The organism is Peribacillus sp. NPDC097224 (genome assembly GCF_044761985.1).
In the GTDB taxonomy this organism is placed as follows: Bacteria; Bacillota; Bacilli; order Bacillales; family DSM-1321; genus Peribacillus.
On record NZ_JBIWDK010000006.1, the window covers coordinates 1 to 13,772 of the forward strand.

Below are 13,772 nucleotides of genomic sequence, written 5' to 3' on the forward strand. Positions count from 1 at the left end.
CCTAAAAAAGATGACCCCTGTTCAATACAGAGATCATCTTTTAAAAATTGCTTAGGCTTTTTTAAAATGTCCTTTACACAGGGTACACTTTATAGATTAATGCCTTGGATCTTTTTGTTGTTCTACTTAAGTCGAAATGAAGATTTACAGTATTGCACCCTTTACGTCATAGTTTTTTAAATCAATGTCTAATTCCCTGTCAAGAGCAAGGTTCGCCAGTTGAGATCCAATATAAGGTCCCATTGTTAAACCAGAAGCACCAAGTCCATTGGCTACGATGATGCCATCCCAATCAGGAAGGGGGCCAATAACCGGAAGGAAGCCTGGGGTAAAGGGACGGAAGCCGACCCTTGCTTCAGTAAATGTACTCTCGGCCAAACCTGGCGCAGTATGTAAAGCTTTATCAAAAACCTCCTGCAAACCTCCTGCAGTCATTCGGTAATCGAATTCCTCCATATTTTCATGAGTGGCTCCCGCTACAATTTTATTTTCATTGAAAGCTAATATGTATTGATCGCTAGGGGGCATAACAACAGGCCAGTTATTCGTGTTGCTATTTGGTAATGCTAGATGGATAATCTGTGCCTTTTGGAAGCTAACTTGAAAGTTTACTCCTAATGGTTCAAGTAAATGAGACGCCCATGCACCTGCACAGACAATTACTTTATCTGCAACCATGCTATTGCCTTCAACCGTTACACCGGTTACAGAATTACCTTCGAAGTTCAGTGAAGCATCGCCATGAATCAATGTCGCTCCATTTTTTTGTGCCGCACGCAATAAACTATCTCGTAACGCGCGACCATCAACCCGTGCCGCACCACTTATATGAACCGCTGCATACTCATCCGAAAGTGGTGGGAAGAGAGCGCGTGTTTCTTCCACACTGAGCATAGTGATATCACCAATTTCAGGAGCATCTTCCTTACGCTTTGTCGCTCTTTTTTGCATGCCCATCAGTTTTTCTTCATCAGTATGTAAGCTGATGGCCCCTACTTTAGCGTAGCCTGTCTCTGTTTCCCCATCATTTCCAAGCTCTTTAATTAAACTTGGATAAAAGCGGGCCCCGTTTTTAGCAAGATGATACCATGATTTGTTACGTCTCTGCGATATCCAAGGACAAACAATACCTGCCGCAGCAGCGGTGGCTTGCCCATTATCTTGACGATCTATAATGACTACTTCAGCGCCTTTTTTTACAAGCTGGTAGGCAGTGGATGCGCCTAAAATCCCTGCCCCTATTATAATGATTTTTTGCATATAAACATCCCATTTCTTTCATTTGTGTAAACGTTCTTCTATAACTATAGCGAAGACACTATCCGATTGCTACATCTTGAATGGTATTTGATTATTCACACAGTTATTTTATCTCTGTAAGTTATGCTATGATTAAGAGGAAAAGGCTTGAAAAGATATTAGGAGGACGAATACCGATGTTAAGAAAACAAATGGAAACATACATATCGAAGACTTTGAATGGAGATACGATTGAGTTATATACAGAAGAAAAGGCATATGTAAAAAAGCATCAGTTACTCGCTGATGATATAACTATAGTAGAAATAGAAAACACTACCCGCTTTACTGATGCTTATATCGAACTCAGTGATAAAGAAACCGAAGAATTGATTAAGGAAGAAACAGCTGCATTTCTAAAACAGCCTCTTGAATACTTAAAAACGAATAAAAATGAATTCCTTTACTTTGAATCATCTTGGTTTGATTTAATTGGAGTTGAGGCACTTTCTTTGGAAGTAGATGATGTATTCGGCACTTATAACGCCATGTTCGGGTTGAAATTCCAGAAAAAAATGGGAGACGCACTTAAAGCCTATTTCAATCAAGAACTTCAAGGAGATATTGGGACATTCAGCATGATATTTAACCAAGGTGACGGGCTATGGGACGTTAATTTTGCCTTGAATGCTGTACAAGGATTTAAGGAAGAGATGACGTTAGGTGAAGCGTTCCAACTAATTTACCATTTTCTTTTTAACCTCAATGAAGCAATCGAAGAAGAACAATAAAATAGATGAATGACCCCCATCATTGTTTGATGGGGGTCTTCATGTGCATCCTTTTATTTTTATTGTCATAACCAAATTAAAGGAACTATTGAAAAAGTGCCGAATTAGTAAATAACATTGAATTCTTATTTAGTTCTCTTTTTATTTAATATAAAAAATCCAGAATTAGAAGGAGAGTAATTATATTTGCTGAATGAATTGGGAGTTACACAAGTGACGATTCCATTGCCTTTTAGGTTAGATCACGTGCATTGTTTTTTAGCCGAAGGAGCGAATGGGTGGACAATTATCGATGCAGGATTAAACAACCAAACAGCACGTGATATATGGAAACCGATAATCGAAAAACATGAAATAGGGGATATTATCCTTACTCATTATCATCCCGACCACTTTGGGTATGCAGGTCATTTACAACGGTTAACGGGTGCTGATGTGTGGATGACGGAAGTGGATGAAAAAGCAGGCACTACCTATTGGGAACCTGAAACACTCGATTTCCTGAAATCTAATTATGAATCATGCGGTATGGAAGAGGATTTAGCCCAAGCCTTATCTAGTGATGAAAGCAGCTTTATTCCAAAGGTAAAGCCCTATCCCACGGTTAACCATCATCTTGAGGAAGGAATGAAGATTTTATTTGGCAAGCTAGAGTATGAGGTGATTTTTACACCAGGACATTCAGACGGGTTAATTACTTTATACAATAAGGAAAACAGCATTCTTTTTTCTACTGACCATATATTGCCGAGAATCTCTCCAAACATATCTTATTGGTTTCAAGGAATCAGCAATCCGTTGGAGGCTTTTTTTACTTCCTTAAAGAAAATTCAGAAGTTACATGTAGACTATGTGATTCCTTCACATGGAAAGCCCTTCAAAGACGCAAATAAAAGAATTACGGAATTATTAGATCACCACCAAGAACGGTTACATGTAGCCTATGAAAATATGAAAGAACCGACCACTATACAAGCTGCTTGTAAGATTCTGTTCAAACACCTATCGACTCACGAATCTCGGTTTGCAATTGGGGAGACATTGGCTCACCTAGAGTATCTCCATTCCAAAGGAAAATGCCGAAAATATAAAAGAGATGGGATTTGGTATTACCAATCGATTTAATGATTAAGCTCATTTTATGAGCTTTTTTATCGTTTTGACCCAATATATTCAATATTAAAAAACTGCCAACATTGTTCTATCCCATTGTAATCTTACAATTGAAGTTGAGATTTACCATTATTCTTTTTTTGTTTCGAAGTTTATACTAATAATCAAGTGAAAGGAAGAGGGTACTCCGTGGACAAAGTATTATTTTGGGATAAAGCAAAGAAAGAACATTTCGTTAAAGAGCTTACTAATCAAATGAAAATTAAAAACCGGCTTTTAGGATTAATAATTTCGAATGTCGATAAAAAGACTAGTAGAGTGGAGAGCAATAATAAAGCTTTTAAATATGAACAACAAATAATCATGTTACAAAAGATGGCGGATCTTTGCAGAGGAATCAGAGGAAGAGAGGATATTAAACAACTTAATCTGCTGATCGATACGTATAATTCTTTAAGTTAGGAAAATAGGACAGCACTAAAGAGATGGAGATTATTCATACTCATTAAAAATATGAAATATGGCGTTATTTACATGACGGGGTATCGTAATATGATGGAAAGTGTTATATAATTATATTATTCAGAAAATTTAAAGTTGATTCTCTGTCACTAATTAGTTGGGAGTTTTGAGAATGAAGAACAGGCATTTGAATACCGCAACAGGAGTTTATATGAATTATTTCTTGCTTGGTATGGTGAATATCATGCTGGCATCGAATATGTCTTATTTATCGGAGCAATGGGATACGGATAGTGCTGGTATTAGTTATATTATTGCTGCTATCGGAGTAGGGAAATTGCTTACATATGCCTATACTGGTTATTTATCAGATAAAATCGGGCGGAAACCGCTAGTCTATGCCTCTGCATTCGGTATGGGCATTTTTCTAATCGGGATTCCCCTGTCCCCGAGTTATCAATTGGCTTTTGTTTTTGCAATACTCGCAGGTGTTGCCAATTCATCGATGGATGCCGGTTCATATCCGGGTCTGATCGAGATTTTTCCTAATTCAGCTGGCTCTGCTAGTGTTTTAGTTAAAGCCTTTATGTCTGCAGGAGCATTCCTTCTTCCTTTCATGATTCTATTTATCTCAGATCATGATATGTTTTACGGATACGCCTTCTTTATACCTGCTGCTATTTATTTAATCAATATGCTATTTTTATTTACTGTATCTTTCCCGAGTAACCCAAAAGGAAAAGCTAGCATGCCCGAGAATACTACAAAGAAGAGCAAGTTCAAAGGGAAACCGGTGTTGAGGAAAGAGGGATTTGCCCTTATTTTAATTGGGTTTACATCGACTGGCTTGTTCACCGTTTCCCAAATATGGCTTCCATCATATGGACAGGAAGCGGTAGGCATGAGTATAGCCAATTCAATAAAACTATTAAGTTATTATAGTTTGGGTGCTCTCATTTCCGTTTTGGTTCTATCTGTATTGCTAAAGAAATTTTTACAACCAATTACCGTCATCATGGTTTATCCGATTATTACCTTTATTTCTATTTTGACGATCCTTTTAGTTAAGATACCTATCATCGTGTCCATTACAGCCTTTTTTATTGGCCTTTCTACTGCAGGCGTTTTCCAATTAGCCATTACAATTATGACTGAATTCTTTTGGGAGAAAAAAGGGACCGTTACAGGATTTGTTGCAACCGCAGCTGGATTGGCATCAATTGTCATGCCGCTTATCACAGGGATGATGTCGAAAAGTGGGAATATATCTATCATATTCATTTTCGATGCTTTTCTCTCAATAATAGGTTTTATTTCTGCGGTGTATGTCTATTATCGCCATGGTCAGTTGGTAGACAAGAACAAGAAACCTGAAGAGGAAAAAGTGGATTTTCGTTTAAATGCCTAATTCTTGATATATATATGAAAAGGGTCTCTCGTCGGGAGGCCCTTTTCTTTTATGAAAATAAAGTGTAGGAGTAGACGTTATTGTGTGGCTATTTTTTCTTTTACTTCGTGCATGATATTTTCCAATGAAGTTACGATGCCTTTTTCATCTTTATAGCTAATATGCTTTGGTTGAAAATCGACAGGTGAATCTAAACCAGCAGCAGCCGATATACGAAAAAGACCTTTTCGTAAAGTGACAAGAAAGTTAACGACCCGGTACTTCTTTTCGTCAATGACCAGTGCCTTTTGCAAGTCTGGGTCAGTTGTCGCTACTCCGACTGGACATGCGTTGGATTGACATTTCATTGTCTGTATACAACCAATCGCTATCATGAATCCCCGGGCAATATTGACCAAATCAGCTCCCATGGCTAAAGCAATTGCTATCCGATCCGGGGTGAATAATTTTCCTGAGGCAATGATTTTAACCTGATTCCTTACTCCATATTTCTCAAGGGTTGATACAAGAATGGGTAACGCCGATTTAATAGGCAATCCTACGCTATCAATCAATTCCTGATATGAAGCTCCCGTACCGCCTTCCCCACCATCCAATGAAATGAAATCAGGCCCTTTTCCAGTATCTTTCATATATTTAGCCAATTCCTCGACACTATCATTTCCCCCGATGACCATCTTGATTCCTACTGGTATCCCTGTATGATTCCTGATTTTTTCAATGAATTCACATAAAGTACCTACATCACTAAATTGATGAAAACGATTCGGGCTATCTATCGATTTATAAGGCTCAACTTTTCGTATTTCGGCAATTTCAGGATTTACCTTTTCTGCATCGATATGTCCTCCGCGAGTTTTAGCTCCTTGAGCTAATTTTATTTCAAATGCCTTGATTTGTGGAATTTCGCTTTTCCTTTTCAGTTCATCCCAATCCATCTCACCAAACTTATCCCGTACGCCAAACATTGCGGGGCCGATTTGCATGATGATATCCACTCCACCTTCTAAATGATAAGGAGACAAACCACCTTCACCCGTGTTCATCCAAGTACCTTTAGCCATGCCTAACCCTTCAGACAAAGCTGTAATAGCATTCTTACCCAGAGATCCATAGCTCATCGCAGACATTCCGATAAGACCTTTTAATTTAAATGGGTATTTTACGTTTGGGCCTATAACTACCGTATCATTGTCGTGCAATAAAAAGGCAAGTGATTCTTCATCTTCCCATTTTTCCTCTCTTTGCGAAAAGAGAGGATCTTTTAGGAGGATATACCTTTTGGTTTTCACTTTTGTTTCCCTATCGTATTTCTCTTCTTCGGCTAGTTTTGGGAACATACTATTTCGAACAAAAAGACCTTCCTCATCAAAATCACGTTTTGAACCAAACCCTACCACATCTCTTAAATATTTAGAACCTTTAACCATATGCTCGTATTCATCACGGGAAAAAGGTTTCCCTTCATTATCACTGTTAAACCAATATTGCCGCATTTCTGGTCCGATTTTTTCCAAGAAATAGCGAACCCTTCCGAGTACGGGATAGTTTCTAAGTATTGCATGATGCTTCTGGTTTCGGTCAAAGAAAATCATGTAAATCAACATCAGGACAGCCATAATTATAATGATAAAGACAAGAGCGAATCCCAAGATAATCAAAAGATTGGCTATGACATCCATTTTACCCCTCCTATATGCAGAACTATATCGTTTAATCTACGCGGTCCTTCCTGCATTTATACAATTATCCAATGGGGGCACATGCGCTTCATTTTTTCCTCATGGTCCCCGTTTACTGCGTGATTCAATAGAAGAAGGAATAATCCGTCTATTAAGTTTATAATTAACTGTATATATAAACCGCTTAGGAAGGAGATGGAATTATGAAAATCGTTCTTGCACCAGATTCCTTTAAAGGAAGTTTGACGGCCCCTGAGGTGGCACAGGCAATGGAGCGTGGCGTTAAAAGGGTTTTGCCTTACGCAGAAACAGTAGTAGTCCCCATGGCTGATGGCGGTGAGGGAACGATGGAAAGTCTAATAGCTGCGACACATGGTCAAAGAGTTGACGTACTAGTAAATGGACCACTATTAAACAAAGTACAAGCTGCCTATGGGGTTTTAGGAGATGAAGAAACCTGTGTAGTCGAAATGGCTTCTGCATCCGGTATATGTCTAGTTGAACCCAATAAGCTGAATCCTTTAATTGCGACGACTTATGGAACGGGTGAGCTTATTCATCAAGCGCTAAATGACGGGTATCGAAAATTCATATTAGCCATCGGTGGTAGCGCCACAAATGATGCTGGTGTCGGTATGCTCCAAGCGTTAGGGCTGAAGGTTTTAGATAAAGAAGGGGTAGAAATCGGATATGGAGGAGCGGAACTATCACGCATTACAGCGATTGAGATGCATGATTTCGAGCCAAGAATAGCTGAATGTGAATTCATCATTGCTACAGATGTCCAAAATCCGTTGATTGGAGCCGATGGGGCAACTAAAGTATTCGGTCCGCAAAAAGGGGCAACCCCAGACATGGTTGAAATGTTGGAAGAGGCTTTATCGACCTGGGCGGATCTGGTGGAAATCAAGACAGGTGTCCAATTACACCATAAAGCAGGGGCTGGTGCAGCGGGTGGGATTGGTGGTGCCTTTCAAGCTTTCTTTCCTTCTAAAACGAGAAGAGGCGTCGATATCGTCATGGAATATTCAAGTCTTATAGAAAAGTTATCGGGAGCACAATGTGTTTTTACTGGAGAGGGACAAATCGATGTTCAAACGACATCAGGGAAGACGCCAATGGGAGTGGCTGAAGAAGCGAAGAAACTAAGAATCCCTGTATTTGCCCTAGCAGGCTCAATAGGCAAAGGGGTTGATGCTTTATATCAACATGGATTTACAAGTGTGCATAGCCTTGTCAACGAACCTATGTCACTACATGAAGCCATGGAACGTGGAGCTGAACTGTTAGAGATGCTGACTGAACAAGTTCTGCGTACCTTTATTGCTTCTTCTGGACAGTAATTATTGACATGAGGGATTGAGAAAATAATAGTGGAAATTCCTTAAACACAGTGTACTTGCTGTGTTTTTTATCGTATGCCAGATAAGAACATATCCTTATAGAACATTCCTTTTCACATCCGGTGGGTCTAAAAAGTTCCTGAATCCTCGATGGGATGATTGTACATACTTAGTTGCATACGAATGTATTTGGTTTGGAAGCACATTCTATACATAACTCGTTAAGAACACATGATGAATGAAGAGGTGAGTTGATGGAAGAACCAATTGTAACGGTTAGGAATGTATCAAAGATCTTCGGTAAGTCTCCAAAAGCAGCCATCGATTTATTGGAGAAAGGGAAATCCAAAAAGGAAATTTTAAAAGAAACTGGTCAAACAGTTGGTGTCAATAAAGTGAACTTCGAAATCTATCCGGGTGAAATCTTCGTGATCATGGGGCTATCTGGAAGCGGGAAGTCCACCTTAATTCGAATGTTCAATCGTTTAATTTCACCTACTAGGGGAGAAATCCTCATCAATAATGAAGACATTGTTAAAATGAATGCTTCTCGTTTAAGGGAAGTTAGACGAAAAAAAATTAGTATGGTGTTTCAAAACTTTGCTTTATTCCCTCATAAAACGATCTTGGAAAACACCGAGTTTGGATTAGAAATACAAAAAGTGCCGGTAGAAGAACGAGAAAAAAGGGCGATGCAATCCCTAGAGGTTGTGGGACTAAAAGGGTATGAAAATCAGGTACCCTCCCAATTGAGCGGTGGGATGCAGCAACGTGTCGGCTTAGCCCGGGCACTTGCTAGCCATACTGATATCATCTTAATGGATGAAGCATTCAGTGCGCTTGACCCGCTAATTCGAAAAGATATGCAAGATGAATTACTTGAGATACAAGACCAATTTAAGAAAACCATCATTTTCATCACACATGATTTGGATGAAGCTTTACGGATTGGTGATAGAATCGCATTGATGAAGGATGGAAGCGTCATCCAGCTCGGGACACCTGAACAGATCATGATGAACCCTGCAAATGAATACGTTGAGAAATTTGTTGAAGATGTAGATTTATCGAAGGTATTAACCGCTTCCCATGTTATGAAAAGAGCAGAGAAAATCAGTGTGGACCGTGGTCCAAGGGTTGCACTGGAAATTATGCGGAAGCAAGGATATTCAAGTATCTTTGTAGTAGATCGAAGGCTAAGGTTATTGGGCGCCATTACAGCTGAGCAGGCCCTTAAAGCTATAGACAGCCATCAACCTATATCAGAGGTCATGACAACTGATATACCGCTAGCTAAGGAAGACCAATTACTCATTGAAATACTAGATGTGATGTCCACTTCAACACTTCCGATATCTGTAGTCGATGAAGAGAAAAGATTGAAAGGAGTCATTATCCGTGGAGCCGTCATTGGTGCTTTGGCTGGTAATAAAGATTCCTTGAACGAGATGGAAGTGAATACATGAATATCACAAGAATCCCATTAGGCACTTGGGTTGATAAAATCGTTGATTGGATCACCATCACATTCGCTGGTTTATTCTCTTTTCTAACACGATTAATCGAAGGGATTTTAAATATCCTTGTTGATGCTTTGAGTATAGGGCCACCACTGGTTTTAATTATATTTTTGACGCTTTTAGTTGCCTATACGAGTAAATGGAAGTTAGGCCTTTTTACAGTATTAGCGCTCCTGTTAATCGATAATCTGGGTTATTGGGAAGCTAGTGTCCAAACTTTGGCCCTCGTTCTTTCATCGGCGATCTTAACGATTGCGATTGGTATTCCGATAGGGATTTGGGCTGCCCAAAGTCCTACTGCGAGAAAAATCATCATTCCAACTCTGGATTTCATGCAGACAATGCCAGCTTTCGTATATTTGATTCCAGCCATCTTATTTTTTGGAATTGGGGTTGTTCCTGGTATTTTCGCTTCGATTATCTTTGCAGTTGCACCGACAATTCGCTTAACCAATCTTGGCATACAGGAAGTTCCGAAAGAATTAATTGAAGCTTCTGATGCGTTCGGTTCAACAAATAATCAAAAATTACTCAAAGTTCAATTACCATTGGCTGCGCCAACCATTTTTGCCGGCATTAATCAAAGCATTATGTTAGCTCTCTCCATGGTTGTTATAGCTTCCTTGGTAGGAGCACCAGGTCTAGGTGCAGAAGTTTATCGTGCTGTAGCTCAGATCAAAGTAGGACAAGGGTTTGAAGCGGGTTTGTCTATTGTCATAATCGCCGTTATCCTAGACCGAATTACACAAAACCTACGAAATCCTGCCTATACGAATTTTTTGAGTAAACGAATCGTCTTCTCAGTTTTTGGTGTCTTGTTTCTAGGTGCCTGTATTTTTGCTTCTTTACAAGGAGAGAACCCTTCCGAGGAGAATTCAGGTAGTGTAGGCAGTCTGACCGATTATGAAATTATCGGTATTGACCCAGGAGCAGGAATCATGAAATCCACCAAAAAGGCTATGGAAGATTATAACCTGGATGATTGGACCCTTGTTGAAGGATCATCAGCTGCCATGACCGCTGAATTGAAAAAGGCTTATGGCAATAAAGAACCCATCATTGTAACTGGCTGGACGCCGCACTGGATGTTTCAATCATTCGACTTGAAATATCTTGAAGATCCCAAAAACTCCTATGGTAAAGATGAAGACATTCATACCATTACTAGAAAAGGCCTTGAAAAGGATGCGAAAGGAGCCCATACCGTACTGGATCAATTCTTCTGGAAATCGAGTGATATGGAAGAAGTGATGGCAGATACAGCAACTGGAATCGAACCCGAAGAAGCTGCAGAAAAATGGATAGCGGCACATCCAAAACAAGTAGCAGAGTGGACAAACGGGGCACAAAAAGGAAATGGAGAAAGTATCAGTCTAGTTTATGTAGCATGGGAATCAGAAATCGCTAGCACCCATGTAATTGGAAAGGTTCTGGAACAACAAGGGTTCAAGGTTACTTTACAGCAAGTAGAGATAGGTCCTATGTTCGCAGGAATCGCAAATGGTAGCGCTGATGCTATGGTTGCCGCCTGGTTACCAACCACTTCAGCTGAATATTACGAAGAATACAAAGAAGATATTGTAGATCTTGGGCCAAACTTGAAAGGTACGAAACTCGGGTTAGTGGTACCAACCTATATGGATATCGATTCTATTGAAGAATTAAATGACTAAAGAAAAGGGATTCTCATTTTGGGGATCCCTTTTTGCATTAGACTATTTGAAGCAGAATGTAAGGTAACAAAACCAAAATGGTGAATATTGTTTATACTTTTGTGCAGATTAGGACATTTACTTAGGCAGTCTATAAAATTTTCCTATATTAACATAAAGAAAAGGGTATACTAGATAGATAAGAATATATATATTCTTAGTACCACATGTAAGAATGGTTTCATTTAGTCAGAACTTGATTCTTACATACAGACAGAAGGAGAATTGATACATTTGAATAATAAAGAAGCAAAAGCAATCGAATTACCAGCAAATTATGAGGAATTAAAAAAATCGGCACACCGTACTGCGAACTGGAGAGAACGGTTAGATGCTATCGAAGAATTAGGACAGCTGAAAAACCAACAAGTAATTGATATTCTAACACATATTATGAATAACGATGCTGTATATAAAGTACAAGAGGCAGCCTACCGTCAATTAAAAGGTTTAGGTGAAGATGTCCAGTTACCTGCAAAGAAAAAAGGTGAATTGTTTAAAGGGGTAACCAAAGTCTTGGTAAGAATTAAAAAGAGCTTGCCTGAAGGCCATGCGTATAACGAGTTCAAAGAGAAGTTCAAAAAGATGAGAATTGATATATATGATGCCTACGAAGGCGAAAAAGGAGCCGACTTCGATAAGTGGCTTCAGTCTACCTGGGAAGGGTTATCGAAAAAGTAATTCGATTTAGTTTCATAGCATAAGAAAAAGGAGCAATCATTTTGCTCCTTTTTCTTATGCATACATATTAGATTGAATATGCATCTCGTCACATATTCAAAACATTCATAAACCATTGAAAGGCCTAACCTCCTAGAGCTTGTAAATCGAATCATAAAAAGAAGTAATCCTACTTTCTCCACTAAGATTCATTTTTTTCATAACTCAACATAATGATAGTAATACCCTATTTGAATTCATACATGACCGGGGGAGGATCATGAATCAACTATTCGAAATCTTGGAAGAAGTGCAAAACACTTCTATGGAGTGTGTCTTAGCAACAATTATTCAGGTGGAGGGTTCGGCATACTTGCGTGAAGGTACCTCGATGCTCATAAAAAAAGATGGCACATTCACAGGCATTATTAGTGCTGGTTGTTTGGAAACCGATTTATTGCATCATTCTCAAAGAATATTTGAAAGTAAAAAAGCGGAAACCGTCGTCTATAACATGGAAAATAATGAAGATTTGGATTGGGGAGTATCTACAGGTTGTAATGGAATCTTATATATTTTACTTGAATATGTAGATCATAAGTTAAAAGAAAATCTTTTATGTATCAACGACACAATCACCAAGGGCAAGGATAGCATTTATCAAAGAGTACTAAGTAATGAATGGAACTTATCAGAATCCTATTTTTCACCAGAAGATTCATTCAAAGACGAATCGCTTAGATATAGTCAAACATCCAATTATGTATTTACTCAAAAGTTCTCGCCAAAACCTCGATTAATTATCTTTGGTGCTGGAGCAGATGCACATCCAGTTGTTTCTTTAGCTTCCCAAACCGGATTCTCGGTTACAGTTTGTGATTGGAGAGAATCACTTTGTAACGAACATAATATACCTGAAGCGGATAAGTATATAATTGGCTTCCCAAAAGAAATCGAGAAACAAATTTCCTTCAAAAAAGACGATTATGTCATTATAATGACCCATAACTTTAAAAGAGATAAGGAAATCCTTTCTTTTGTTAAAGATGAGTCATTATTCTATTTAGGCATTTTAGGTTCAAGAAAGCGAACGGCAAGTCTATTTGATGATGAAATTCCTAAGAATATACATGCACCCATTGGTTTATCGATCGGAGCTGTAGGACCATATGAGATTGCAGTAAGTATCATAGCTGAACTAATTCAAATAAAAACAAGGAAGACCGGTCAATGAGAATTTCCGGTATATACTTGGCTGCTGGTAATAGTTATCGTATGGGAACAAATAAATTAACCTTAACATTAGGTAATAAAGAAATAGGTAGATGGGGTTTAGAAAAGGCCCTCGATTCAAATCTGGATGATATTATCCTCATTTCTCAACACCAAAATCGACTAGACTTATCTGGATTATGCACCCAAAAAGTAATGGAAGTAGAAGTTACCAAATCTAATGCGGGACAATCTCACTCACTTAAAGTCGGTATAGAACAAGCGAACATCTTACATTCGGATGCAGTCATCATTTTACTTGCCGATCAACCTTTTATTACGACAGATATGATAAATCAACTCATTAAAATATATAAACAAAAACCTACGACCTCCTTTGTTGCCTCTAGTTTTCTTGATATTATCCAGCCACCCATTCTTTTAGATAACCAGCTTTTTTCCAAGATACTTCACTTAACAGGAGATCAAGGTGCAAAAAAGATATTGAAGGAGCAAATGGAGCAAGGAATTCTTTTACCCTTTAATGACGAACAACTGTTTACTGACATTGATTGTATGAAAGAGTACTTGTTTTGGAAAAAACACGTAGAATCAAACAGATAATGAGGG

General features: G+C 38.6%; 12 protein-coding genes. 10 read left to right on the top strand and 2 right to left on the bottom strand.

What is annotated here, in order from left to right:
- Positions 1-144: 144 nt before the first annotated feature.
- Positions 145-1,260, bottom strand: a complete 1,116-nt coding sequence (locus ACIQXR_RS12605) for an NAD(P)/FAD-dependent oxidoreductase (RefSeq protein WP_403080069.1) — start codon at positions 1,258-1,260, stop codon at positions 145-147.
- A 176-nt stretch (positions 1,261-1,436) separates the two neighbouring features.
- Between ACIQXR_RS12605 and ACIQXR_RS12610 the strand changes: the two genes are divergently transcribed.
- The 4 genes from ACIQXR_RS12610 (at position 1,437) to ACIQXR_RS12625 (ending at position 5,013) form a co-directional block, all read left to right on the top strand.
- A complete protein-coding gene (locus tag ACIQXR_RS12610; protein ID WP_403080070.1) occupies positions 1,437-2,030 on the top strand; it encodes a branched-chain amino acid aminotransferase in 594 nt (197 codons plus the stop codon).
- 186 nt (positions 2,031-2,216) lie between these two features.
- Complete coding sequence (locus tag ACIQXR_RS12615; protein WP_402959404.1) at positions 2,217-3,155, top strand: MBL fold metallo-hydrolase; 939 nt, start codon at positions 2,217-2,219, stop codon at positions 3,153-3,155.
- A gap of 177 nt (positions 3,156-3,332) precedes the next feature.
- Entirely contained in the window at positions 3,333-3,605 is a 273-nt protein-coding gene (locus tag ACIQXR_RS12620) for a hypothetical protein (protein WP_402873015.1), read from the top strand.
- Between the two features lie 172 nt (positions 3,606-3,777).
- Positions 3,778-5,013 (top strand): MFS transporter, encoded by a 1,236-nt coding sequence (locus ACIQXR_RS12625; RefSeq protein ID WP_403080072.1) that lies wholly within the window; start codon positions 3,778-3,780, stop codon positions 5,011-5,013.
- 77 nt (positions 5,014-5,090) lie between these two features.
- On the opposite strand, the gene ACIQXR_RS12630 is transcribed toward ACIQXR_RS12625, so the two are convergent.
- Positions 5,091-6,695: an FMN-binding glutamate synthase family protein gene (locus ACIQXR_RS12630; protein ID WP_402873010.1), complete on the bottom strand. Its 1,605-nt coding sequence runs from the start codon at positions 6,693-6,695 to the stop codon at positions 5,091-5,093.
- A gap of 203 nt (positions 6,696-6,898) precedes the next feature.
- Between ACIQXR_RS12630 and ACIQXR_RS12635 the strand changes: the two genes are divergently transcribed.
- The 6 genes from ACIQXR_RS12635 to ACIQXR_RS12660 all read left to right on the top strand — a co-directional run bounded on the left by ACIQXR_RS12635 (position 6,899) and on the right by ACIQXR_RS12660 (position 13,766).
- On the top strand, positions 6,899-8,038 hold the full coding sequence (locus ACIQXR_RS12635; RefSeq protein ID WP_402873008.1) for a glycerate kinase: 1,140 nt from the start codon (positions 6,899-6,901) through the stop codon (positions 8,036-8,038).
- Positions 8,039-8,292: 254 nt separating this feature from the next.
- Positions 8,293-9,504, top strand: a complete 1,212-nt coding sequence (locus tag ACIQXR_RS12640; RefSeq protein ID WP_402873005.1) for a quaternary amine ABC transporter ATP-binding protein — start codon at positions 8,293-8,295, stop codon at positions 9,502-9,504.
- Complete coding sequence (locus ACIQXR_RS12645; RefSeq protein WP_402873003.1) at positions 9,501-11,231, top strand: glycine betaine ABC transporter substrate-binding protein; 1,731 nt, start codon at positions 9,501-9,503, stop codon at positions 11,229-11,231. Before ACIQXR_RS12640 ends, ACIQXR_RS12645 begins: the two co-directional genes overlap by 4 nt.
- 273 nt (positions 11,232-11,504) lie before the next feature.
- Positions 11,505-11,951 carry a HEAT repeat domain-containing protein gene (locus ACIQXR_RS12650; RefSeq protein WP_402873001.1) on the top strand — a complete coding sequence of 149 codons (447 nt, stop codon included), beginning with the start codon at positions 11,505-11,507 and terminating at the stop codon, positions 11,949-11,951.
- 259 nt (positions 11,952-12,210) lie between these two features.
- Positions 12,211-13,164 (top strand): XdhC family protein, encoded by a 954-nt coding sequence (locus tag ACIQXR_RS12655; RefSeq protein WP_403080074.1) that lies wholly within the window; start codon positions 12,211-12,213, stop codon positions 13,162-13,164.
- Complete coding sequence (locus tag ACIQXR_RS12660; protein ID WP_402872998.1) at positions 13,161-13,766, top strand: nucleotidyltransferase family protein; 606 nt, start codon at positions 13,161-13,163, stop codon at positions 13,764-13,766. Before ACIQXR_RS12655 ends, ACIQXR_RS12660 begins: the two co-directional genes overlap by 4 nt.
- Positions 13,767-13,772: the final 6 nt, after the last annotated feature.